Origin of the sequence: Pseudomonas sp. ANT_H12B, assembly GCF_008369325.1 — a bacterium.
GTDB lineage: Bacteria > Pseudomonadota > Gammaproteobacteria > Pseudomonadales > Pseudomonadaceae > Aquipseudomonas.
Genome location: NZ_VOBI01000013.1, coordinates 16,292 through 39,076, shown reverse-complemented (window position 1 = coordinate 39,076; position 22,785 = coordinate 16,292). Strand labels below are relative to the sequence as shown.

The 22,785-nt window shown below is 59.2% G+C and carries 19 protein-coding genes; 10 read left to right on the top strand and 9 right to left on the bottom strand.

Annotated features, from left to right (window positions below; genetic code table 11):
- Nucleotides 1–67: 67 nt before the first annotated feature.
- The 8 genes from FQ185_RS19885 (at nt 68) to FQ185_RS19850 (ending at nt 9,081) form a co-directional block, all read left to right on the top strand.
- A complete protein-coding gene (locus tag FQ185_RS19885) occupies nt 68–835 on the top strand; it encodes a TerC family protein (protein WP_149418917.1) in 768 nt (255 codons plus the stop codon).
- 291 nt (nt 836–1,126) lie between these two features.
- Nucleotides 1,127–2,785: a Na/Pi cotransporter family protein gene (locus tag FQ185_RS19880; protein WP_149418916.1), complete on the top strand. Its 1,659-nt coding sequence runs from the start codon at nt 1,127–1,129 to the stop codon at nt 2,783–2,785.
- A gap of 191 nt (nt 2,786–2,976) precedes the next feature.
- Nucleotides 2,977–4,365 carry a pitrilysin family protein gene (locus tag FQ185_RS19875; protein ID WP_149418915.1) on the top strand — a complete coding sequence of 463 codons (1,389 nt, stop codon included), beginning with the start codon at nt 2,977–2,979 and terminating at the stop codon, nt 4,363–4,365.
- Between the two features lie 121 nt (nt 4,366–4,486).
- The gene (locus FQ185_RS19870; RefSeq protein WP_149418914.1) at nt 4,487–5,515 is read left to right on the top strand and encodes a DUF5924 family protein; all 1,029 of its coding nucleotides are present in this window, start codon (nt 4,487–4,489) and stop codon (nt 5,513–5,515) included.
- Nucleotides 5,516–5,569: 54 nt separating this feature from the next.
- Nucleotides 5,570–6,718, top strand: a complete 1,149-nt coding sequence (locus FQ185_RS19865; protein ID WP_149418913.1) for an ABC transporter permease — start codon at nt 5,570–5,572, stop codon at nt 6,716–6,718.
- Nucleotides 6,715–7,518: an ABC transporter ATP-binding protein gene (locus FQ185_RS19860; protein WP_149418912.1), complete on the top strand. Its 804-nt coding sequence runs from the start codon at nt 6,715–6,717 to the stop codon at nt 7,516–7,518. The genes FQ185_RS19865 and FQ185_RS19860 overlap by 4 nt, the downstream gene beginning before the upstream one ends.
- 1 nt (nt 7,519) lies before the next feature.
- Nucleotides 7,520–8,458, top strand: a complete 939-nt coding sequence (locus FQ185_RS19855; protein WP_149418911.1) for an MlaD family protein — start codon at nt 7,520–7,522, stop codon at nt 8,456–8,458.
- Nucleotides 8,455–9,081 (top strand): ABC-type transport auxiliary lipoprotein family protein, encoded by a 627-nt coding sequence (locus FQ185_RS19850; RefSeq protein WP_149418910.1) that lies wholly within the window; start codon nt 8,455–8,457, stop codon nt 9,079–9,081. Before FQ185_RS19855 ends, FQ185_RS19850 begins: the two co-directional genes overlap by 4 nt.
- 119 nt (nt 9,082–9,200) lie before the next feature.
- Here the strand turns inward: FQ185_RS19850 and FQ185_RS19845 are convergent, their stop codons facing one another.
- The 5 genes from FQ185_RS19845 to FQ185_RS19820 all read right to left on the bottom strand — a co-directional run bounded on the left by FQ185_RS19845 (nt 9,201) and on the right by FQ185_RS19820 (nt 13,656).
- Nucleotides 9,201–10,430, bottom strand: a complete 1,230-nt coding sequence (locus FQ185_RS19845; protein ID WP_149418909.1) for a nucleoside recognition domain-containing protein — start codon at nt 10,428–10,430, stop codon at nt 9,201–9,203.
- A 190-nt stretch (nt 10,431–10,620) separates the two neighbouring features.
- A complete protein-coding gene (gltP, locus tag FQ185_RS19840; protein WP_149418908.1) occupies nt 10,621–11,952 on the bottom strand; it encodes a glutamate/aspartate:proton symporter GltP in 1,332 nt (443 codons plus the stop codon).
- Between the two features lie 706 nt (nt 11,953–12,658).
- The gene (locus FQ185_RS19830; RefSeq protein WP_149418906.1) at nt 12,659–13,123 is read right to left on the bottom strand and encodes an inhibitor of vertebrate lysozyme family protein; all 465 of its coding nucleotides are present in this window, start codon (nt 13,121–13,123) and stop codon (nt 12,659–12,661) included.
- Between the two features lie 2 nt (nt 13,124–13,125).
- A complete protein-coding gene (locus tag FQ185_RS19825) occupies nt 13,126–13,290 on the bottom strand; it encodes a DUF1328 domain-containing protein (RefSeq protein ID WP_003177151.1) in 165 nt (54 codons plus the stop codon).
- 81 nt (nt 13,291–13,371) lie between these two features.
- Nucleotides 13,372–13,656: a hypothetical protein gene (locus tag FQ185_RS19820; protein ID WP_149418905.1), complete on the bottom strand. Its 285-nt coding sequence runs from the start codon at nt 13,654–13,656 to the stop codon at nt 13,372–13,374.
- Nucleotides 13,657–14,092: 436 nt separating this feature from the next.
- Here FQ185_RS19820 and algB point away from each other — a divergent pair, with 436 nt between their 5' ends.
- Nucleotides 14,093–15,439, top strand: coding sequence for a sigma-54-dependent response regulator transcription factor AlgB (gene algB / locus FQ185_RS19815; RefSeq protein WP_149418904.1), 1,347 nt, complete (start codon nt 14,093–14,095; stop codon nt 15,437–15,439).
- 10 nt (nt 15,440–15,449) lie between these two features.
- The gene (locus tag FQ185_RS19810; protein WP_149418903.1) at nt 15,450–17,240 is read left to right on the top strand and encodes an ATP-binding protein; all 1,791 of its coding nucleotides are present in this window, start codon (nt 15,450–15,452) and stop codon (nt 17,238–17,240) included.
- Between the two features lie 12 nt (nt 17,241–17,252).
- On the opposite strand, the gene FQ185_RS19805 is transcribed toward FQ185_RS19810, so the two are convergent.
- The 4 genes from FQ185_RS19805 to FQ185_RS19790 form a co-directional block, all read right to left on the bottom strand.
- On the bottom strand, nt 17,253–18,869 hold the full coding sequence (locus FQ185_RS19805; protein WP_149418902.1) for an EAL domain-containing protein: 1,617 nt from the start codon (nt 18,867–18,869) through the stop codon (nt 17,253–17,255).
- Between the two features lie 72 nt (nt 18,870–18,941).
- Complete coding sequence (locus FQ185_RS19800) at nt 18,942–19,721, bottom strand: N-acetylmuramoyl-L-alanine amidase (RefSeq protein WP_149418901.1); 780 nt, start codon at nt 19,719–19,721, stop codon at nt 18,942–18,944.
- Between the two features lie 102 nt (nt 19,722–19,823).
- Nucleotides 19,824–21,902: a diguanylate cyclase gene (locus FQ185_RS19795; protein ID WP_149418900.1), complete on the bottom strand. Its 2,079-nt coding sequence runs from the start codon at nt 21,900–21,902 to the stop codon at nt 19,824–19,826.
- On the bottom strand, nt 21,899–22,777 hold the full coding sequence (locus tag FQ185_RS19790; RefSeq protein WP_149418899.1) for an endonuclease/exonuclease/phosphatase family protein: 879 nt from the start codon (nt 22,775–22,777) through the stop codon (nt 21,899–21,901). Before FQ185_RS19790 ends, FQ185_RS19795 begins: the two co-directional genes overlap by 4 nt.
- Between the last annotated feature and the right edge of the window lie 8 nt (nt 22,778–22,785).

Here is a 22,785-nt window from a genome sequence, read left to right as displayed (position 1 = left end):
CGGGTCCAGGCTTCGCTGTTTGAAGCCCGGGCCCTTCGTGGTTTAACAACTGCTCAAAGGAATACACATGGAATGGCTGACCAACCCTGAAATCTGGGTTGCCTTCTTTACCCTGACCGCCCTGGAAATCGTCCTGGGTATCGATAACATCATCATGATTTCGATCCTGGTCAGCCGCATGCCCAAACACATGCAGCAGCGCACCCGGATCTTCGGCCTCGCCCTGGCCATGATCACGCGGATTCTGTTGCTGCTGTCGATCACCTGGGTCATGCGTCTCACCGCCGACCTGTTCGAAATGTTCGGCCAGGGTATTTCCGGGCGTGACCTGATCCTGTTCTTCGGTGGTCTGTTCCTGCTGTGGAAGAGCTCCCAAGAGATGTACCACGCACTGGAAGGCGAAGACGAAAGCGGCGACGAACCTTCGGGCAAGGGCGGCAACTTCCTCTACACCATCATCCAGATTGCGATCATCGACATCGTGTTCTCGCTGGACTCCGTGATCACCGCGGTGGGCATGGTTTCCCACGTACCGGTCATGGTTGCAGCGATCATCGTTGCGGTGCTGGTGATGATGGTCGCCTCGCGCACCATCAGCGAGTTCATCGACAAGCACCCTTCGTTGAAAATGCTGGCGCTGTCGTTCCTGTTGCTGGTCGGCACTGTGTTGATTGCCGAGTCTTTCGACGTGCACTTGCCAAAAGGCTACGTCTACTTCGCCATGGCGTTCTCGCTGGCGGTGGAAACGATCAACATCAAGATGCGCATCGCGATGATGAAAAAGAAGAAGCAGCAGGATCCAGTGAAACTGCGCAAGGATGTTCCGGGTCAGTAACACCTATGGGAGCGAGCCTGCTCGCGAAGAGGGGGTGTCAGCCAACATCAACGTTGCCTGGCACATCGCTTCGCGAGCAGGCTCGCTCCCACATGAACCAAGGGGCCTCCGGGCTCCTTTTTTACATCTGCGTCAAGCTGTTTTTATGACAGTTTTGTTTCAATCGCTTCTTTAGCTGTGCGATGCTGGCGCGCAGACCGTTAGCCAACTACAGCTTAAGTACACAACGTAGAAAGTCGCGCGGCACCGTCAACTTGCCCCTTTGGGGCGCTACCACCACAGGGGGCCTGCATGCTCACCCTGCTCAATTTGTTATCTGCCGTGGCCTTGTTGATTTGGGGCACGCACATCGTCCGAACCGGCATCCTGCGGGTCTACGGTTCCAACCTGCGCCATGTGATTGGCCAGAATATGTCCAGGCGCTGGCTGGCATTCATCTCGGGGATCGTCGTGACCGCGATGGTCCAGAGCAGCAACGCCACCGCCATGCTCGTCACCTCCTTTGTCGGTCAGGGCCTGATGGCGCTGACCCCTGCCCTGGCGACCATGCTCGGGGCGGATGTCGGTACTGCGCTGATGGCGCGGGTGCTGACCTTCGATTTGTCGTGGCTGTCGCCGCTGCTGATCTTCCTCGGGGTGATTTTCTTCCTGTCCCGCAAGCAGACCCGATTGGGCCAGATGGGCCGGGTCAGCATCGGTTTGGGACTGATCATTCTGGCGCTGCAATTGATCGTCGAATCCGCGGCACCGATCACTCAGGCGCAGGGTGTGAAGGTGATTTTCGCCTCTCTGACCGGCGACATCCTGCTCGATGCCCTGGTTGGCGCGCTGTTCGCGATGATTTCCTACTCCAGCCTGGCCGCCGTCCTGCTGACCGCGACACTGGCGGGTGCCGGGGTGATCAGTTTGCCAGTGGCCATTGGCCTGGTGATTGGCGCCAACATCGGCAGCGGCATCCTTGCCTTCCTCAGCACCAGCATGCAGAACGCCGCCGGCCGGCAGGTGGCCCTCGGCAGCCTGTTATACAAACTGATCGGCCTGCTACTGATCATTCCAGTGCTCGACCCGTTGGTGCATTGGATCGACAGCCTCGACTTCAGTCCCCAGGAAATGGTCATCGGCTTCCATCTGCTCTACAACACCGTGCGCTGCTTGATCCTGCTACCCAGCGTCGGTCCGATGGCCAGGCTCTGCGCCTGGTTACTGCCGGAGCGCCCGGAAATCAACGGCACCGCCAAACCCCGTCATCTCGACCTGACGGCGTTGGTCACCCCCAGCCTGGCACTGGCTAATGCCGCCCGGGAAACCCTGCGCATCGGCGACCTGATCGACAACATGCTCGAAGCCATGCTCGACGTGCTACGGGGTAATCAAACCGCCGTCACCCAGGAAATGCGGCGCATGACCGATGATGTGGAGTCGCTCTACAGCGCGCTCAAACTCTATCTGGCGCAAATGCCCCGCGAAGACCTCAGCGAGCAGGACAGCCGCCGCTGGGCAGAAATCATTGAATTGGCGATCAATCTAAAACTCGCCAGCGACCTGATCGAACGCATGCTGCGCAAGGTTCAGCAGCAGAAAACCTCGCAACGCCGGTCTTTTTCCGAGGTCGGTCTGGAGGAGTTGGCGGGGCTGCACAGTCAGTTGATTTCCAACCTGCGTTTGGGGCTGTCGGTGTTCCTCAGCGCCGATAAGGAAAGTGCCCGCCAGTTGCTGCGCGAGAAACGTCGCTTTCGCGCACAGGAACGCCGCCTGGCCCATGCTCATGTCAGTCGATTGCAACGTAAGATCGTGCAGAGTATCGAGACCAGTTCGTTGCACCTGGAGCTGATTGCCGACATGAAACGTTTGAATTCGCTGTTCTGCAGCAGCGCCTACGTAGTGCTGGAAACGTCTGACACTGGCGCACTGGTGGTCGACGATATGGCTGACATCACGCATTCGCCTTGAACGTCTGGCAGTGTGGTCAGTCAGTAACATTGATTCAGCCTTGAAATCGCCTTCGCGAGCAAGCCCGCTCCCACAGGTTTTGCGGTGGCCACAACTAATTGGCCCGCCTCAATTTCTGTGGGAGCGGGCTTGCTCGCGATAGCGGCCTAAAGGACGACACGGATCTCCAATCAGCCGTATGGAAGCTCGCTATGCGTTGTCTGTTGTTCGCCTGTCTATTGCTGGGTTCATTCCCTTCATTCGCCCTGGATCGTTTTCAGGTCGAAGGTTATACGTTGCGCAATGGCCTGCAATTGCTGCTTAAACCCGGCGTCGAGCGCGGGCATGTGGCGATTCGTCTGGTGGTCGGCGTTGGCCTGGATGATTTCAGTTGCGCGGAAAAAGAGCTGCCACATTTGCTCGAACACTTGCTGTTCAGTGGCATCGACGCGACCGGCGAAGGCGGGCTGGAAGAGCGTATGCAGGCACTCGGTGGTGAGTGGAATGCCTACACCAGCAATGCCGACACGACGTTCGTCATCGAAGCACCGGCGAAAAACCAGCGCAAGGTTCTTGACCTGTTGCTGGCGCTGCTGACCCAGACCCGAATCGACGACAACGCCATCAACGCCGCCAAGCAAGTGGTCGAGCGCGAAGATGGCGGCCATTATTCGCACCTGCAACGCTGGCTGGATCGCCAGGACCTGGGCCACACCGCCAGCAATCAATTGGCGGTGGAACTGGGCCTCAAATGCCCTGAGCGGGCCGAGGTCGATCACCTGACCCGCGAACAACTGGAGACGGTGCGCAAGGCCTGGTACGCGCCCAACAACATGACCCTGATTGTGGTGGGCGAACTCGACAAACTGCTGCCGGCCTATCTGGAACGGTCCTATGGCACGCTTGAAGCGGTCGACCCGACTGATCACCCGCCCTTGCCGGAAATCCAGACCAGTGCTGCCCACGAGCGCACCTTAAGTGACGGTTTCGTCGGCGGTGGCGCCAAGCTGCATTGGCTGGTCCCGGAGCCGGTGCTGGAAAACCAGCACGACGAAACCTTCGATTTGCTCAAGGAGTACCTGGACTGGGCGCTCTATCGCCAATTACGGCTGGCCCATGGTTTGTCCTACGGGCCATCGGCCGAGCGCGAGGTGTTTGGCGGAGTGGGTTTCATGAGCCTGAATGCGGACCTTGAGCGTGACGACGTGGCTGAAGCCGAACAGGTGCTGGATGATTTGAAGGCTGGCCTGCTCAAGGACGGTCTCAACGCGGGCACCTTCAACCGACTCAAACAAGCCGCCATCGCCCGTCAGGCCTGGGCCGTGCAGGGCAACAGCGCGCTGGCCGATTACTACTGGAGCGCTCTCGGGAACTACGAGGACGGCCGATTCGCCGCCCCGGCCAGAGCGTTGCAGGGCGTGACGCTGGACGAGGCAAACAAGGCGATGCGCGAGTTGCTCCTGCAGCCGGGGTATTTGCGGATCGAGAAACCGCTAGTCAGTTATGACCAGTTGATGTGGTGGAGCGCTGGCGTGCTGGGGCTCATTGTATTGATGCCTTTGGGTTGGCGCTTGCACCGCAGAGCGCCGAGAACCCTGTAGCTGCTGGCGCAGCCTGCGTTCGGCTGCGTCAGCTGCTATGTATGGACTGCGGCCCTCGCCACACCGCTCCCCGGGCGGTACCCTGTCGAGGATTTTTCCCACGACTATTGCGAACTGCCGAATGTCTACTCTGACCCTATACGTCCAGCGCATCCTGGAATTGATGAAGCGTTATCCAGGGGTCATTGCACTCGGTGGTTTCATTTCGGGGGTCGGCAGCTTCATGCTGGTGGATCGTCAGCAAGGCCTGGCGACCTGGATCACCACCATCATGCTGATCAGCTGGCTCTGGCTGATGCTGGAAAACAGCCTCACCAAGCTGTTCACCAGGATCTTCAAACGCGAAATACCCCAGCCTCTGCTGCGTTACGCCACGCAGATGATCCACCAGGAAAGCCTGTTTTTCGTCCTGCCATTCTTTTTCATCACCACCACCTGGAACAGCGGCCAGCTGTTTTTCACCGGAATTTTAAGTATCGCGGCGCTGATTTCCATCATCGACCCGCTTTACTACAAGTGGCTGGCGCCTCGGCGCTGGGCGTTCCTGGCGCTGCACACCCTGACGCTGTTCGCCGCATTGCTGACCGCCCTGCCCGTCATCCTGCACCTCACCACCGCGCAAAGTTTCAAACTGGCACTGGGTATCGCCATGCTGTTGTCGTTCCCGAGCCTGGCGTCGATCTTCCCGATCCGTACCGTACGTAATGCGTTGGCAATCCTGAGTATTACCTTGGGCATTGGCGCCCTGGGTTGGGTGCTGCGTTCGTGGGTCCCGCCGGCGACCCTGTGGATGACCGACGTGGCGATCAGCACTCAAATGCAGGATCGCACCCCCGGCAAGAGCCTCGATGAAGTCAGTGCCGAGCAGATTCGCGGCGGCGGTCTGTACGCCTACACCGCAATCAATGCCCCGCGTGGTCTGGACGAACGGATTTATCACGTGTGGCAGTTCAACGGCAAAGAAGTCGATCGCATTCCCCTCGACATCCACGGCGGACGCAAGGAAGGCTACCGGGCCTGGACCCACAAACAGAATTTCCCCGGCAACCCTGCGGGCAAATGGCAGGTCCGCGTGCTGACTGAAGACGGCCAGTTGATTGGCGTGCTGCGATTCGAGATAAAGGACAGCGCAGCGACCAAAGAAAAGTAATGCGGTTCGTGCTATTACGTACACCTGCGTAATAGCCGAACAAGCATGGAGCTTATGACCAGCAACACAATGGCCGGCAATGCCCGACTGGACACCTCTCACTCCCCTGCACAGCTGCGGGTCACGGGTGACTGGACGCTCGCCCATTACGCCGATCTCAAGCACCTGAGCGAAACCCTCCACGGCCAATACGACGACAGCACTCACATCGACCTCAATGGCCTCGGCGCGCTCGATACTGCTGGCGCATCGTTGCTGGTGGAGTTGCTGGGGGCCGAGCGTTTGGGCCGATCCGCCGAACACCCCGATTGCACACTGTCCTCTGCCGACCGCGCCTTGTTGCAGACCGTCTATTGCTCGCTGACCGATTTCTGCGTGCCGATCAAGGAGCCGGAAATCAGCGTTGGCATTCAACTGCTGACCCGCATCGGCCGCGCAGTTGACACGGTCTGGCAGGACACCCTGCAACTGCTGGGCTTCGTCGGCCTGATCCTGGAAACCATCGCCCGTGGCCTGTTTCGGCCCAAACGCTGGCGCCTCACGCCGATGGTGGCGCACATCGAACAGACCGGCCTCGACGCCGCACCCATCGTTGCCCTGCTGACCTTTCTGGTGGGCGCTGTGGTGGCGTTTCTCGGGGCGACGGTGCTGGCGAGTTTCGGCGCGAGCATCTTCACCGTGGACCTCGTCGCGTTCTCTTTCCTGCGCGAATTCGGCGTGTTGCTGACCGCGATCCTGATGGCCGGCCGCACCGCCAGTGCGTTCACCGCGCAGATCGGCTCGATGAAGGCCAACGAAGAAATTGACGCGATCCGCACATTGGGTCTCGACCCGATGGAGCTGCTGGTAGTGCCAAGAGTGTTGGCCCTGCTGGTCGCGCTGCCGATGCTGACTTTTCTGGCGATGCTCTCGGGGATTATCGGCGGTGGTGTGGTCTGCGCGGTGTCGCTGGGTATCTCGCCGGCAATGTTCCTGTCGCTGCTGCAAACCGACATCGGTGTTCAACATTTTCTGGTGGGGATCGTCAAAGCACCGATCTTTGCGTTCCTGATCGCCGCCATTGGCTGCCTTGAAGGCTTCAAGGTCAGCGGCAGCGCTGAGTCCGTCGGCGCGCACACCACGTCCAGCGTGGTCCAGTCGATTTTCGTGGTGATCGTTCTCGACGCCGTGGCCGCGCTGTTTTTCATGGAGATGGGCTGGTGAGTCGTCTACCCCGAACGCCCTCCGAGGCAGTGATCGAAGTCCGTGGGCTGTGCAATCGCTTTGGTCGCCAGAGCGTGCACGAGAACCTTGATCTGGATTTGTACAAGGGCGAAATCCTCGCCGTGGTCGGCGGTTCCGGCAGCGGTAAATCGGTGCTGCTGCGCAGCATTGTCGGGTTGCGCCAGCCCAGCGAAGGGGTGGTGAAAGTCTTCGGCAAGAACTTGCCGACGCTGTCCGAGCATGAGCGCTCGATGGTCGAACGGCGCTTCGGCGTGTTGTTCCAGAAAGGCGCCCTGTTCTCTTCGCTGACCGTGACCGAAAACGTCGCCCTGCCCCTGATCGAGCACGCCGGTTTGAGCCGCAACGATGCCGAGCACCTGGCGGCGGTGAAGCTGGCGTTGGCCGGGTTGCCTTTGTCGGCGGCGGACAAGTACCCGGCTTCGCTGTCGGGCGGCATGATCAAGCGAGCGGCACTGGCCCGGGCATTGGCGCTGGATCCGGACATCCTGTTTCTCGATGAACCCACCGCCGGCCTCGATCCGATTGGCGCCGCAGCGTTCGATCAACTGATCCTGACCTTGCGCGATGCCTTGGGCCTGAGCGTGTTTCTGGTGACCCACGACCTCGACACGCTCTACACCATCACCGACCGGGTGGCGGTGTTGGCGCAGAAAAAAGTGCTGGTGGCGGACGCCATCGACAAGGTCTCGGAAACCGACGACGCGTGGATTCACGAATACTTCCATGGCCCTCGTGGCCGCGCGGCGCTAACCGCCGCTCAACAGCTCAACGAGGTCTGACATGGAAACCCGAGCCCATCATGTATTGATCGGCCTGTTCACCGTGATTGTGGTGGCAGGCGCCCTGCTCTTCGGCTTGTGGCTGGCCAAGTCCAGCGTCGACACCGAATTCAAGGATTACGAAATCGTCTTCAACGAGGCGGTCAGCGGGCTGTCCAAGGGCAGCGCCGTGCAGTACAGCGGGATCAAGGTCGGCGACGTGGTGACATTGCGCCTGGACCCGAAAGACCCGCGCCGGGTATTGGCGCGGATTCGCCTGGGCGGCGACACCCCGATCAAGGAAGACACCCGGGCCATATTGGCACTGACCGGGATTACCGGCACTTCGATCATCCAGCTCAGTGGCGGCACCCCGCAGAGTCCGAAGCTCAAGGGCAAGGACGGTGATCTACCGACGATCATTGCATCGCCCTCGCCTTTCGCCCGCTTGCTGAACGATAGTGGCGACTTGATGGCGGGGGTGAACATGCTGATGCACAACGCCAATCAGATGTTTTCCTCGGAGAACGTCGAACGTATCAGCAAGACCCTTGAACATCTGGAGCAAACCACCGGCACCATCGCCGACCAGCGCGGCGACATCCGTCAGGCGATGCAGCAACTGGCATCGGTCGGCAAGCAGGCCGGCGCAATGCTGGAGCAGACGTCGGCGTTGATGCGCAACGCCAACGGCTTGCTCAACGATCAGGGCAAGCAGATGTTCGGCAGCGCCGAGCAAGCCATGAAATCCCTGGAACAGAGCAGCGCGACCATCAACACGTTGCTCACGACCAATCAGGATTCTCTGAACAGCGGTATGCAAGGCCTCAATGGCCTGGCCCCGGCGGTGCGTGAGTTGCGCGATACGCTGACGTCGTTGCGGGCTATTTCCCAACGCCTGGAAGCCAACCCCAGCGGTTACTTGCTGGGCAATGACAAGAACAAGGAGTTCACGCCATGAAGCTGACCCGTCTCGCCCTCCTCGTCAGCTTCACGTTGGTCAGTGCCTGCTCGATCCTGCCCAAGTCCGAACCGTCCGATGTCTACCGGTTGCCTTCGGCCCAGAGCAGCCCATCGTCCAGTCATGGGGCGCCTCAACGCTGGTCGCTGCGCCTGACCAAGCCGCAGGCCAGCGAGGCATTGAACAGCCCGAATATTGCGGTAATCCCTCAAGGAGACTTGATCAGCAGCTACAAGGCTTCGCGTTGGAGCGACCCGGCGCCGGTGCTGCTGCGCAATCGTCTGCTTGATGGTTTTCAACGTGATGGTCGGGTGCCGCTTTTGAGCACTGATGACAGCAATTTCCAGGCGGATCTGGAGTTGGGCGGGAATCTGCAGGCGTTTCAGACGGAGTACCAAGGCACGGCTGCAAGCGTGATCGTGCGGCTGGATGCGTTGTTGGTGCGCGGTTATGACCAGCGAATCCTCGCCAGCCGCCGCTTCGAAGTGCGTCAGCCACTGAATGACGTGAAGGTGCCGGCGGTGGTTGCCGGGTTTGGCCAGGCCAGTGATCAACTGACGGCGCAGGTGGTGGCTTGGGCGGTTGAGCAAGGGCAGAAAGTCGCGCCGCCGCCCCGCCCTTAAAGCCAACGCTGGACCCATGTGGGAGTGAGCCTGCTCGCGATAGCGGTGTGACAGCCAACATTTGTGGTGACTGATTTACCGCTATCGCGAGCAGGCTCGCTCCCACAGGGGATCTTTGGTTAACCAAAGAACCAGTAGCAAACAAAAATCGCGCCAATCACCCCGGCCAGCTCCGCCAGCAACGCACACCCCACCGCATGCCGCGCTCGCTGGATGCCCACCGCGCCGAAGTACACCGCCAGCACATAGAACGTCGTTTCAGTACTGCCCTGAATCGTCGCCGCCACCAGCGCCGGGAAGCTGTCTACCCCGGACGTCTGCATCGTTTCGATCAGCATCGCCCGGGCGGCGCTGCCGGAGAACGGTTTGACCATCGCCGTTGGCAGCGCATCAACGAAGCGCGTGTCCCAACCGGCCCACTCCACCAGATGCCGAATTCCGTCCAGACCGAAGTCCAGTGCCCCGGACGCGCGCAGTACGCCGATGGCACAGAGCATCGCCACCAGATACGGCAGCAGGTTCTTGGCCACGTCGAAGCCTTCTTTGGCGCCTTCAATGAACGCCTCGTAGACCTTCACCTTACGTAACGCGCCGATCAGCAGAAACAGCATGATCAGCCCGAACAGCGTCAGGTTGCCGAGGATCGATGACAAGCCGGCCAGAGCGGTCGCCGAGAGCGTCGCCAGCAGCGCCATGAAGCCACCGAGGGCCAGGGCACCGGGAATCAGGTAAGCGAGCACCACCGGGTCCCACAGGCGCAGACGCTGCATGAACGCCACCGACAGCAAGCCGACCAGAGTCGAGCAGCTGGTGGCCAACAGGATTGGCAGGAACACCAAGGTCGGATCGGGCGCGCCTTGCTGGGCGCGGTACATGAAGATCGTCACCGGCAACAGGGTCAGGGAGGAGGCGTTGAGCACCAGAAAGAGGATCTGCGCATTGCTGGCGATTGTGTTGCTGGGGTTGAGCTCTTGCAGCGCCTTCATGGCTTTGAGGCCGATTGGCGTCGCGGCGTTGTCCAGGCCCAGGCCGTTGGCGGCAAAGTTCAGGGTGATCAGGCCGATGGCGGGGTGCCCGGGTGGGACTTCCGGCATCAAGCGCAGGAACAAGGGGCCCAAGGCTTTTGCCAGCCAGTCGACGATCCCGGCCTTCTCGGCGATCCGCAGAAAACCCAGCCAGAGGGTCAGGGTACCGAACAGCAGGACCATGACCTCGACCGACAATTTGGCCATGGCGAAAATGCTTTCCACCATCGCCGCAAAGATCCCGGCGTTGCCGCCGATCAGCCACTGCGCCATCGCCGATACGGCTGCCACGATGAAGAAGCCAAGCCACAGGCCGTTGAGCATCAGTTAAATCCCCCAAAGAATGCGGCGAATGATAGCGGGGTGTGTAGAAACGACAAACCCCGGATTTCTCCGGGGTTTGTTGGGTGCGATGTACGCGGACCATTGTGGGAGCGAGCTTGCTCGCGAAAGCGGTAGGTCAGTCAACGCAGAGGTTGAATGTACCGAAGCCATCGCGAGCAGGGGAATTGCATTAGTTGCTGGACGCTTCACCAACCGGCAATTTTTCCTTGCTGCGCCAGTGCGGCAGGGAATTCCAGTAGCGCTGGCCTTTGGCGTCGTCGTACATGCCTTCCCAGCGGGAGATGACCAACACGGCCAGGGCGTTGCCGATCACGTTCAGTGCGGTACGGGCCATGTCCATGATGCGGTCGACACCGGCGATGAACGCCAGGCCTTCCAATGGAATACCTACGCTGCCCAGCGTGGCCAGCAGCACCACGAAGGACACACCCGGTACGCCGGCGATGCCTTTGGAGGTGACCATCAGGGTCAGCACCAGCAGCAATTGCTGGCTGATCGACAGGTCGATGCCGTAGAGCTGGGCAATGAAGATGGCCGCGATGCTCTGGTACAGGGTCGAACCGTCGAGGTTGAACGAGTAGCCGGTCGGCACCACGAAGCTGCAAATGGCTTTCGGCGCGCCGTAGGCTTCCATTTTCTCGATCACGCGCGGCAGCACGGTTTCGGAACTGGCGGTGGAGTAGGCCAGCACCAGCTCATCCTTGAAGATGCGCATCAGCTTGATCACCGAGAAGCCGAACAGGCGAGCGATCAGGCCCAGCACCACGAAGGCGAAGAAGGCGATGGCGACGTAAACCAGGATCACCAGTTTGGCCAGCGGAATCAGAGAGGCGAAGCCGAAGTTGGCCACCGTCACCGCGATCAGTGCGAAAACGCCGATGGGGGCGTAGTTCATGATCATGTGGGTGACTTTGAACATGCTTTCCGACACGCCCTGGAACATCTTCACCAGCGGCTCGCGCAGGTCCGATTGCAGGCTCGACAGACCGAGGCCGAACAATACGGAGAAGAAGATGATCGGCAGCATCTCGCCGCGGGCCATGGCCGCGAAGATGTTCGACGGGATCAGGTTGAGGATGGTTTCGATGAACGCATGTTCGTGCTGAACCTCGGCGGCAGTGGCCTGGTACTTGGAAATATCCACGGTACCCAGGGTGCTCATGTCGATGCCGGTGCCCGGATGGAACACGTTGGCCAACACCAGACCGACCACGATGGCAATGGTGGTGACGATCTCGAAGTAAATGATGGTCTTCAGACCGATCCGCCCGAGCTTCTTCGCGTCGCCGACGCCTGCAATACCGACGATCAGCGAAGAGATCACGATCGGGATCACAATCATCTTGATCAGACGGATAAAGATATCGCCTGCTGGTTGCAGGACGTTGCTGATCCACCAGGCTTTTTCGGCACTGAAATGGTTGAGCAGCGCACCGATTGCAATCCCCAATACCAGACCGATGAGGATCTGCCAGGCGAGGCTAAGCTTTGCCTTCTTCATATCTTTACCCTTACTTGCGTTTGACTCAGGCAGATGCAAGAACTGGAACGCTCGTGGCGAAAAAGTCTGTGCATCTGCCCCCGTATAAGGTGCCCCGGAAGCGCTCGATAACGGCTCTCTGGCAGGCGAAAAAAGGCGCAACTATTCAGATGCAAGGAAGCAACGTCTAATGCCGTAAACGCCTACCCTATGCCGAATCGGCATGAGCTTTTTTTAATGAAACTGGCGTCCCAACCGGTTCGAATGCGACATTTCGGCAGGTATAAGTACCGTGAACCGGCCATTTCAGAGGAGGTTGGATGTTTTTTGAGCGGGGGGATGAGCGCCAAAACTACAGAAAAATCCTACGTTTAAGAGCGAAATTTCTCTTACATTTTGCCGCAGCTTTCTCGATATACGGTCGCAAAGAATCACGGGGAAATGCATCCCGGGGAATAATTCGACGTTAGGCAGGGAAGACGAGCTGAACGCTCTAAGACGATGCTTTATATAGAAGAAGCTCTTCGCAAGTCCGTCGAGCCATGAGTGGGCCCGCGAACTTGCGCCGCAGCTTTGCCTGGCCCGGCCCTTGCGCAGGCACCCCTTGTGCCCGTAGGTCACTCCGCCCCTGTAACAGGCAGAACGTCCCGACCCCTTGGCCATGCAACTACCTTCCTCGGGTAGCCGCATCGGAAAGAAGCGCTGTGGCTTCTTTCTTGTTTCGAACTCAGTACCAGTTTGGATCTTTCTTCAGTTGTTCCATCAACAGGTCCTGCATGCCTTGGTCCGGCTTTCCGAGGAAGCGGTAGTCGGCATGCCGCGTTGGCGACTTGTCGGCTGGCAGCCCCGAAGGTACTTCTACCAGCATGGCGTAGGCATCCTTCTTGTCGAAGCTGAACGCAACGATCAAGCGGTTGTTGAGGCACGTCTGCCGAGTTTCGCAAAGTGGCCCGACCAGATACTTGTCGCCATCTTCTTCGACAGCATTCATTTGCTCGGCGTCGCCGGACAGGTTCATCACCCATTCCGGCAGGCGTTCTTCCTTCTTCACCACGCCTTGCCATGTTTCACGGTATTGCGGGTCTGCGGTCAACAGCTCATTGACCCGCGCCTGGCCATCATTGGCAGCGATTGCCATGGCACTACCGCCCAGGAGCAGGGCGGCTGCCAGTGTCTTTAACAAAACGCTCATGTTCAGCCTCGGCCGCGACGGCCAAAGAAGAAGGAAGCAATGAACATCACCAGGAACACGACAAAGAGAATCTTGGCGATACCCGTGGCGGTGCCCGCGATACCACCGAAGCCCAGTACTGCAGCAATGATGGCAATGATCAAGAATGTGATTGCCCAGCTCAACATGGTGATTCTCCTTACGCTTCTATTTAAAAGTGGTGCTTGTGGTGCTTTTCCCGGCGCATCGATCGCGCCAAGTTCGTGTGTTTAGAACACCCAGCGTTCCTGACGGGGCATCTCATCCACAGGCTGAGCCTGGTCGACACCCATCATTCGCATCGGTGCGCTGTCAGCGAAGCTGCTGGCTGCGCTGAAATGAGTTTGGGTCGGGTGCTGAGTCGATACGCGTGGCGCTTCGTGCTGCTGGCTCTGCTCCCAGCGCTGAAACTGCTGGCCGCCGATCAAAGTGATCAATAGCGCCAGAACACCACACAGACCTTGCTGGATGTGCAGTGGCGAGATACGCAATTGGGCGGCACGTTGGCGACTCATCCTGAAGCTCCTCCCACACTGGTGGTGATCTGTTTAGGGCGTTCGTTTTTCGCCCTGGGTTATTCAGACTATTGCAGCCTGCATGCCAGCTTTTTGTAAGAAAAATATTATTTAAAATCAGATAGTTATGAATAGAGCGAAAATCGTTTCGGACGCATCCTGCACGATGCCCCCTGCAAGGCCGTGCGTAATGCACGATGGATGCGTAGGAACTTTCATTATTTTTGAATTGCGAGGAGGGCGTGAATGTCACAAGGGGACACCGGTAATCGCGTACAGACCGGCTATCTGATAAAAAAACAACAAAATCAGGTGATTAGCCGTAGCGTGCGGAGAGAGCTAACCTGCTGTGACTGGAATCGACCAGAATCAACCATGCAACTTGCCCGATTTTTCCGGGACTAACCAAAGATCATTCATTAAGGAGCGTAGGAAAATGGAATCAGCCACTGAGCACCAAGGCCGCATTCTGCTGGTGGACGATGAATCTGCCATCCTGCGTACTTTTCGCTATTGCCTCGAAGACGAAGGCTACAGCGTGGCCACCGCCAACAGCGCCGCGCAAGCCGATGCCTTGTTGCAACGTCAGGTGTTCGACCTGTGCTTCCTCGATTTGCGTCTGGGCGAAGATAACGGCCTCGATGTTCTGGCCCAAATGCGCATTCAGGCACCCTGGATGAGGGTGGTAATCGTCACTGCTCACTCGGCCGTGGACACCGCCGTGGATGCGATTCAGGCGGGCGCGGCCGACTATCTGGTCAAACCGTGCAGCCCCGATCAATTACGCCTGGCCACCGCCAAGCAACTGGAAGTGCGACAACTGTCGGCGCGTCTGGAAGCCCTGGAAGGCGAAGTGCGCAAACCCAAGGATGGCCTGGACTCCCACAGTCCGGCGATGAAAGTGGTGCTCGAAACCGCCCGCCAGGTTGCCAACACCGATGCCAATATTTTGATTCTCGGTGAGTCCGGTACGGGTAAGGGCGAGTTGTCCCAAGCCATTCACGGCTGGAGCAAGCGGTCGAAGAAATCGTGCATCACCATCAACTGCCCGTCGCTGACGGCCGAACTCATGGAAAGCGAGCTTTTCGGCCATAGCCGTGGCGCGTTCACGGGGGCTAGCGAAAGTACGCTGGGTCGCGTCAATCAGGCTGACGGCGGGACGCTATTTCTCGACGAGATCGGCGATTTTCCGTTGGTTTTGCAGCCTAAGTTGCTACGTTTCATCCAGGATAAAGAATACGAACGGGTGGGCGACCCGGTCACTCGCCGCGCCGATGTTCGCATCCTTGCAGCCACTAACCAGAACCTCGAAGACATGGTGCGCGACGGCCGTTTCCGTGAAGACTTGCTCTATCGCCTGAACGTCATCACCTTGCACTTGCCGCCGTTGCGCGAACGCCGGGAAGACATTCTGAACCTGGCCGATCGCTTTCTGGCGCGCTTCGTCAAGGAGTACGCGCGTCCGGCTCGGGGCTTCAGTGACGAGGCTCGCGAAGCGCTGCTCGGTTATCGGTGGCCCGGCAACATCCGCGAACTGCGCAACGTGGTGGAGCGGGCGAGCATCATTTGTCCACAGGAGCGAGTCGAGATCAGTCACTTGGGTATGACCGAAACGCCGGTCAACAACGCACCGCGTATTGGCGCTGCGTTGAGTCTGGATGAATTGGAAAAAGCCCACATCGGCGCCGTCCTCGCCACCGCCGATACGCTGGATCAGGCCGCCAAGACCCTGGGCATCGACGCCTCGACGCTCTACCGCAAACGCAAGCAGTACAACTTGTGAGCCTTGCCCGATGAAACTGGCGATGAAGTTGCGGACGCGCTTGTTCCTGAGTATTTCCGCATTGATCACGGTGGCCCTGCTGGGGCTTTTGCTCGGGCTGGTCAGCGTGATGCAGATGGCCGGGACTCAGGATGCGGCGGTTCGAAACAACTTCGTCACCCTTGATATGGGCCTCAAGCTGCAGCAGATCCTCGGCGATCAACTGATCATCATGCTTAGCGATAAACCTGATCCTGCGGCATTCGAAGCGTCCAGGCAGCATTACTTCGAGCTTCTGGACGAAGGCATTGCCCATGAGCAATCAGGCCAGGGCGGCCAGTACGGTTTCAAACAAGCCAAGGCCGATTACCAGCGTTTTCTCCAGACTTACGACGTGTCACGCGACCCGACATACGTGTTGAGTGGCAATGACGAGTTCACCCAAAAATTCAACGCGCTGCGCAATGGCTTGATCTCCGAACACAAGCGCGCGCTGGACAACGTCAATGATGCCCAGCGCAAGGCCCGTGATCGGGCGCTGCTGATCGCCGGCCTGCTTGGGTTGGTGGGACTGGCGGTGTTGATCATTGGCTTCGCCACCGCCCATGCGATCGCGCGGCGTTTCGGCGCTCCGATCGAGGCCTTGGTCCAGGCCGCGGACAACATCGGCCAGGGCAATTTCGAAGTGACCCTGCCGATTTCCTCGGCGGCGGAAATGAATCAACTGACCCGCCGCTTTGGGGTCATGGCCGAAGCTCTGCGCGAGCACCAGGCCACTAATATCGATGAACTGCTCGCCGGCCAGCAGCGTTTGCAGGCTGTGCTCGACAGCATCGACGACGGTTTGCTGATGATCGACCGCGATGGCCATCTGGAACACCTCAACCCGGTGGCGCAGCGTCAGTTAGGTTGGGAGACCGACCGTCTTGGCCAAGGGCTGGGTACGGCGCTTGAGCGTCCCGAACTTGATGAACAGCTGCAACTAGTGCTGCGTGGCGGCACTTTGGAGCACGCGCCAGAGGACCTGAGTATCGAGGTCGATGGTGAGTCGAGGTTGCTGACCTATAGCCTGACGCCGGTCAGCCATACACAGGGGCATATCCTCGGCGCGGTGATGGTGCTGCATGACGTCACCGAACAGCGGGCATTTGAACGGGTGCGCAGCGAGTTTGTTTTGCGCGCTTCTCATGAACTGCGAACGCCGGTGACCGGAATGCACATGGCGTTCGGACTGTTCCGCGAGCGCGCGCATTTTGCCGAGGACTCGCGTGAAGCCGATCTGCTGGACACCGTGAATGAAGAGATGCAGCGCTTGATGCAGTTGATTAACGACCTGCTGAACTTCTCCCGTTACCAGAACGGCTTGCAGAAACTCACGCTGGCGCCGTGTGCCATCGAAGATTTGCTGGAGCTGGCCCGTGCTCGATTTACTGGGCCGGCAGGGGAGAAGGGCATCGACTTGTTGGTGGAAGTGCAGGGGCCATTGCCTTGGTTGCAGGCTGATCAACCGCAGTTGGACCGAGTGCTCGATAACCTGATCGACAACGCGCTGCGCCATACCGCGATTGGCGGACAAATACGCTTACAGGCTCGGCGTCATGGGGAACGGGTGATCATCAGCGTCGAAGACAACGGCGAAGGCATTGCCTACGGTCAGCAGGGGCGGATCTTCGAGCCCTTTGTCCAGGTCGGTCGCAAGAAGGGTGGGGCCGGGCTCGGACTGGCGCTGTGCAAGGAAATCGTGCAGTTGCACGGTGGGCGGATGGGGGTCTATTCGCGGCCGGGGCAGGGTACCCAGTTCTATATGGCGCTGTCGGTATAAGTCGAAGCCGCTTCAAGCTTCGTCATCCAGGCGCCGGGCGGCCAGTCGGCGGCCACGCGTAATCAGTTCGATGAACTGCGCCGAACTCAACGCATGCGCGAATAGCCATCCCTGACCGAACTTCACGCCTTCACTGCTGAGAAACGCCGCCTGAGCCTCATGTTCGATGCCCTCGGCAATCACCTTGAGTTGCAGGGCATGGGCCATATGAATGATGTACGGTGCCACGCCACTGCTTGCAGCGTCATGGCCCAGGGCATCGATAAATGCCTTGTCGATTTTCAGGCAATCCACTGGCAGGGTTTGCAGGTAGGCAAGGCTGCAATAGCCGGTACCAAAGTCATCAATCAGCACCTGATGCCCGACATCCCGCAAGGCTTGCAGGTTTTCCCGGGCTACCACGACATTGATCAATCCCCGCTCGGTCACTTCAAAGGCAATTTGCTTCGCCGCGACCCGGTGCAAGGTCAACAGGCGCGCCATCACTTGGCCGATACGCGGGACCATGACATCGCAGGCTGCCAGGTTGACCGAGATATACAGCTGCGGGTTGGCTCGCAGCAGTTGCCCCAACTGCTCAAGCAAGCGCTGCAGCACGAAGTCGGTCATCTGGCGGATCTGGCCGGTGTTCTCCGCCATCGGGATGAACAGATCGGGGCTGGTCAGGGTCCCGTCCGGTCTTCGCCAGCGCAGCAAGGCTTCTGCCCCGACACAGTTACGGCTGTCGAGGTCGAAGATCGGTTGATACAGGACCTGCAGTTCGCCACGCCGAATGGCGCCACTCAGTTCGGCGTCCAGCGACTGTCGCTGGCGCACCAGCAGAAAAACCAGAAAGCCCACACACGCGGCCAACGCCAAGCTGGCCGGCAGCAACCACCACCAGACCGGGGGCACATGCATGCTGGTGCGTGGGCTGATCAGCACCAATTGGTATTCAGGATTGTTGGTGGGCATGCGATAGATCAAGCGAGATTGCGTGACTTGTAGCGAGTCGAGGCTTTTCGGGGGCCAGGGTTCGGTGGGTGGCCAGACCTGTGAAACGCCCAGCACCGGAATCGCGCGCGTGCCGTGATCGAGTATCACCAGCACGCTGCTTCCCGGCGACAAATCGACCATGTCAGTCAAATGTCCCCGAGACGTCGCGACTCGAAAGTTACCGCGCCCCAGCATCAACGCGGCACGGTTTTCATCGGGTTCGGTGGTGGTGTTCAGCCAGTAGCTGTAAGTCGGCCCCGTGATGTCCGGGGGTCTTATCATCGACAGCCCTTCCTGGCGGGGACGGTTTGAACAGATCCGCGAGGCGTCCATGTAAGCGGCTTCGTAAACGAAACGGTAATTGAAACTGACCTGCTGCAAGGTCGCGATCATTTCGTCATCACAGCCCCGTAATGGCTGAGCTTCCAGATCATCCAGACTTTCACGCAACTGCCCGAAGAGTTGCTCCAGGCGAACAAGGAAACGCTCACCTTGGGCATTCATTTCCTGGCTTTCGTTCTGTTCTAGCTGATGCATGGCCACGAACAGACTGCCGGCCATCAATAGCGTCGCGCTCAAGGCAGCAGCCAGTATCGCCAGGAACCAAGGGCGATAGAACCAACTACGAAGTGTCTCTCGAGCAGCGGGCATCATGGAATATCCGAAGAATTACCAATGAGTTATAGCTGCTGATTGGGAAAAGCGCTGACCGTCGGACGGGCGTCATTATTTTGTCTGGTTCAAGACTTGTAGCAGCGCCGCTGTTTGCGCATCCGGTGTCCCGTCGAAACGCGAAGGTCGGAAATGCATCTGAAAGGCAGCAATTACATGTCGTGTTGTTACATCCAGTTCACCTGTTTGTGGCGTGGCATAACCCAAGCGAGCCAGTTGTCCCTGAAACCAGCTGATGGTCGGCAGTTGTACTTCGAACTGTGTTTGCTGGCGCGCTACGACCTGCTCGTTCGGCCATATTCCCAAGCCTTCGCCAGCCAGGCGTTTCCAGGGGAACAGCGGTCCCGGATCAAGCTTGCGCAACGGTGCGATGTCGCTATGGCCGATGATATTGCGAGGATTGATGGCGTAACGCTTGCTGATGTCCTTCAACAGGATGATCAAGGACTGGACCTGGTCTTCGCTGTAGGGATACCAGAGACGCCCGGAGGGGGTGTCCTTGAAGCCCGGATTGACGATTTCGATGCCGATGGAACTGGAATTCAACCAGGTGCGGCCTTGCCATTCGCTTTCCCCGGCGTGCCAGGACCGGAGGTTTTCATCCATCAGCTTGTAGATGGTGGCGCCCTTGTCGTCACCGATCAGATAGTGACTGCTTACCTCGCCATGGGTCAGCAATTGCAACGAGCGCTCCAGCGATGCGGAGGTGTAATGCATCACCACGAACTGGACACGACTGTCGTGATTGGCTGAGGGGTGGCTGGTGTTGAACCGGGGGCCGCTGGCGCAGCCGCCCAGCAGAATCAGCGACGCGATGAGAGCAAGGTATTTCATGGCAGAGGCAATACACGCAAGACAGTAATGCAACAGTGTAACGTATTGTTTTGCTCCCGGATGGCGAACGCGATGTTTTAAATAAAATGGAACAATTGCCCCTCAGCCCAGTTCCACTCGGTTGCGGCCTGCGTGTTTCGCACGATATAGCGCCTGATCGGCTCTTTTAAGCACCAGATCCCCATGTTCACCGGGTTTGAACGCCGTCAGCCCCATGGAAAGGGTGATCGTCACCCGCTCACCCTTGAAGTGGAAAGGGCAGGCTTCAATCGATGCACGCAGGTTTTCCAGCAGTTTTGCGCCGGTTGCGGGCACTGTGGCGGGCATCAACAGCACAAACTCTTCACCGCCAAACCGGGCAATGAAATCCGACCCGCGCAAGCGCTTGCGCAGCACGCTGGCGATGATCTTCAGCACTTTGTCGCCCGCCAAGTGGCCATAGTTATCGTTGATGCGTTTGAAATGGTCGAGGTCGAGCATTGCCAACAAGAGGGTGTTGCCGTGTTGCTGCCATTGGTTGATTTCGTGTTCCAGTCGCTCGCTCCATGCCGCCCGGTTGGGCAGGCTGGTCAGCGGGTCGATCAAGGCTTTCTGGCGCTGCTCTTCAAGATGCTCGCGGTAGCCCAGGGCTTCCTGCTCCATGTGGGCCACGCGTTCGGCCAGGCCATGCAGGCGGGTCGCTATCTCCTGCTCGCGCTCGTCGCGCTGCTTCTGGTGCTGGTCCATGGTGCCGAGCAGGCCTTCGAGATGATTCTCAAGTACCTGCTTGAGATCGTCCAGGTCCGCTGCTTCCTGCATGCTGCTCTGCAAGCCATCGACTTGCTCGCGTATCTGCGTGTCCATCTCGCGCGCGGCCGAGCTGTTGTCGGCATGGCCTTCGCTGGCCGCTTGCAAGTTGCCTTGGAACGATTCCAGGCGCTCGTTGAGTTGCTGCAGATAGGCTTCGAATTCGTGCTGGCCGCTGTCGGTGATCGCCAGCATCAAAGTCGCCAGATCGTCGAGAATGGGCAGCAGCTCGTACCAGTTCAAACCGTTTTGCAGACGATCGCGCATCGATTCGGCTTGTGGGCGATGACGCTCGGGTAGTGTCAGGTCGTCGAGCAGGCCCAGTAGCGTGTCTTCGATATGTCTGGCCACTGAGCTGTAGGACGGCTCGGGTGAGTCCGGCAGGGCGTAGAGAATATCCTGGTCGGTTTGTTCGGGGTCGACAGTGGCCAATGCCTCAGCCACGGACGAGGGTAGAGGCGGGGTGTCGAGATACGCCACCGGGGTCAGTTCATCGGGATTGATAACCGACTGTGCCAGTGTCGCTGGCGCAATGGTCGGTGGAGCCGACACTTCTGGTTGTTCAATTACCGGCTGGGGTTGTGCCTCGGGGGTGGAGCGTATTGGCTGCGGTTCTAGTACCGAGGGGACAAATGCCACGACTGCTGGGGACGGCTCCGTTGCGGGCGCTGTCTCTGGCACCTGTGATTCGGATACGACAACCGCCGACACGGCGACTTGTGCCGCCACCACGGGCGGCTTATCGATGTTTGGTGTGATATCGACGGTTACTTGCGGTGCGTCGTGGTAAGGCGCAGCAATCGCTTCGATCAGCAGTGGGGCGGGCGTCTGCACAACCACCGGGGCGAGCTGTAATGTCACATCATCTGCTTCACGGCTACCAAACAGTCGCTGCAGCAAACCCGGGCGGCCGGACTCTGCAGGGTTCTCAAGCTGACTCAGGGCTTTACCTTGCAGACCACTCAGTTCGCTGAGCAGTAAGGGTATCTCACGCACCTGGCCGACTCTTGCATCCAGTTGCTTGGCAAAGGTCTTGAGCGGCCGGCTCACTTCCCGGGGCAACGGCAACGTTTGCAGCTGCGAAATCAGTGCGGTCAGTGCGGCGCTGGTCTGGTTGACCCGGGTTTCCCGGCGCTGTTCGGAGTCGAGTACGGCTTTTTCCAGTCGCGGAAGCAGGGCGGCCAGGCCGGCGTCCATGTCATCAGTGCGCACAACTTCGCGCATTTCTTTCATGCACAGGTCAACAGCGCGGTCCGTGCCCTCGGCTGCCAGGGTGCTGCGTACCAGACCGCGACGCAGCAGGTCGAGCCGGGCGTCCCATCGACGTTCGAGCTTTTCCTGTTGTTCGATGCTTTTGAGGTATTTCTCTTTCCAGCGCTGTGCTTCGTCGCTCATTCATGGGATCCGCGAGGGGCAGGACTCAACGCGGGGAATGCATCAGCCGTGAGCGAACCCGGCAGGCGAATCTCTACCGCGACCGGCAAGTGATCGGAAATGGGTTGTGCCAGTACCTCAACCTTTTCAAGGGTTAGGGTCGGGCTCAGCAGAATGTGGTCCAGGCAGCGTTGCGGGCGCCAGCTGGGGAAGGTTGCTTCCAGCTGCGGCGCGAGCAGGCCGAGGTCACGCAACGGGGAGTTTTGCAGCAAGTCACTGGCATGGGTGTTCATGTCGCCCATCAGCACCAGGTGTTTGTATCCACCGATCAGCTCGCGGATGTAAGCCAGTTGCATGCTGCGGGTGCGAGCACCGAGCGCCAGGTGCATCATGACCACCACCAGTGCCTCGGGACCTTCGCCAAAGCGCACCAGAATTGCCCCGCGACCCTTGGGCCCCGGCAGCGGATGATCTTCAATCGCCCACGGACGCAGGCGGCTGAGCACGCCGTTACTGTGTTGGCCGAGGCGGCCGAGATTGCGATTGAGTTGTTGATACCAGTAGGGGAATGCACCGAGCTGGGCCAGGTGTTCCACCTGGTTGACGTAGCCTGATCGCAGGCTGCCGCCATCGGCTTCCTGCAAGGCGACCAGATCGAAGTCGCCCAACAGATTGCCAATCTTTTGCAGATTGTCGGCACGCCCGGTGTGGGGCAGCAGATGCTGCCAGCCTCGGGTCAAGTAATGCCGATAACGCTCGGTACTGATGCCGACCTGGATATTGAAACTGAGCAAGCGCAAACGGCTGTCTGCGGGCAAGCCCGTGGATTCCAGGTGATGCTCGTTGACCCGCGGATCATGCAGGCCGACGACGCGTTCAGTTCCCCAGCGGCGCATGGCGGTCG